Here is a 400-nt window from a genome sequence, read left to right on the forward strand (position 1 = left end):
CCACTTGGGGAATGTATGATAAGGGCATTTGGAAAACTCATCCTGCCTGATCGGAAAGCAGGACTGACGCGCTCGATATCAGACAGGCAGGTAAGCACACCTAGAGACCCACGCACCTGAACGAAGCGCCATGTCGGAGGTTGGTGTTGACCTGTCAACCCTTCCGAGGACTGCATGACCCGCTGGACCGATACCGCCCTGATCTTCGTAGCTGCCGTTGCGCTGTCATGGCTGGGCTGGATGCTGATCGACCGTCTTCTGCTGCGCCCGATCGCGCAGCGCAGTGATTTCTGGCGTCCGCTGCTGGCCCGGTCCCGCGGGCCGGTCCAGCTGGCGCTGATCATTGCCGCCCTGTCCATTGCCACCCGCATCGCGCCCCTGACGGTCGAGGAAACCGCCA

At 61.8% G+C, this 400-nt stretch carries 1 pseudogene; it reads left to right on the forward strand.

The features are described 5' to 3' along the window. Window positions 1-174 precede the first annotated feature (174 nt). Window positions 175-400, forward strand: a pseudogene (locus TW83_RS16640) (hypothetical protein); the annotation flags it as partial.

The sequence above is a fragment of the Paracoccus sp. S4493 genome, from assembly GCF_000967735.1.
GTDB lineage: Bacteria > Pseudomonadota > Alphaproteobacteria > Rhodobacterales > Rhodobacteraceae > Paracoccus > Paracoccus marcusii.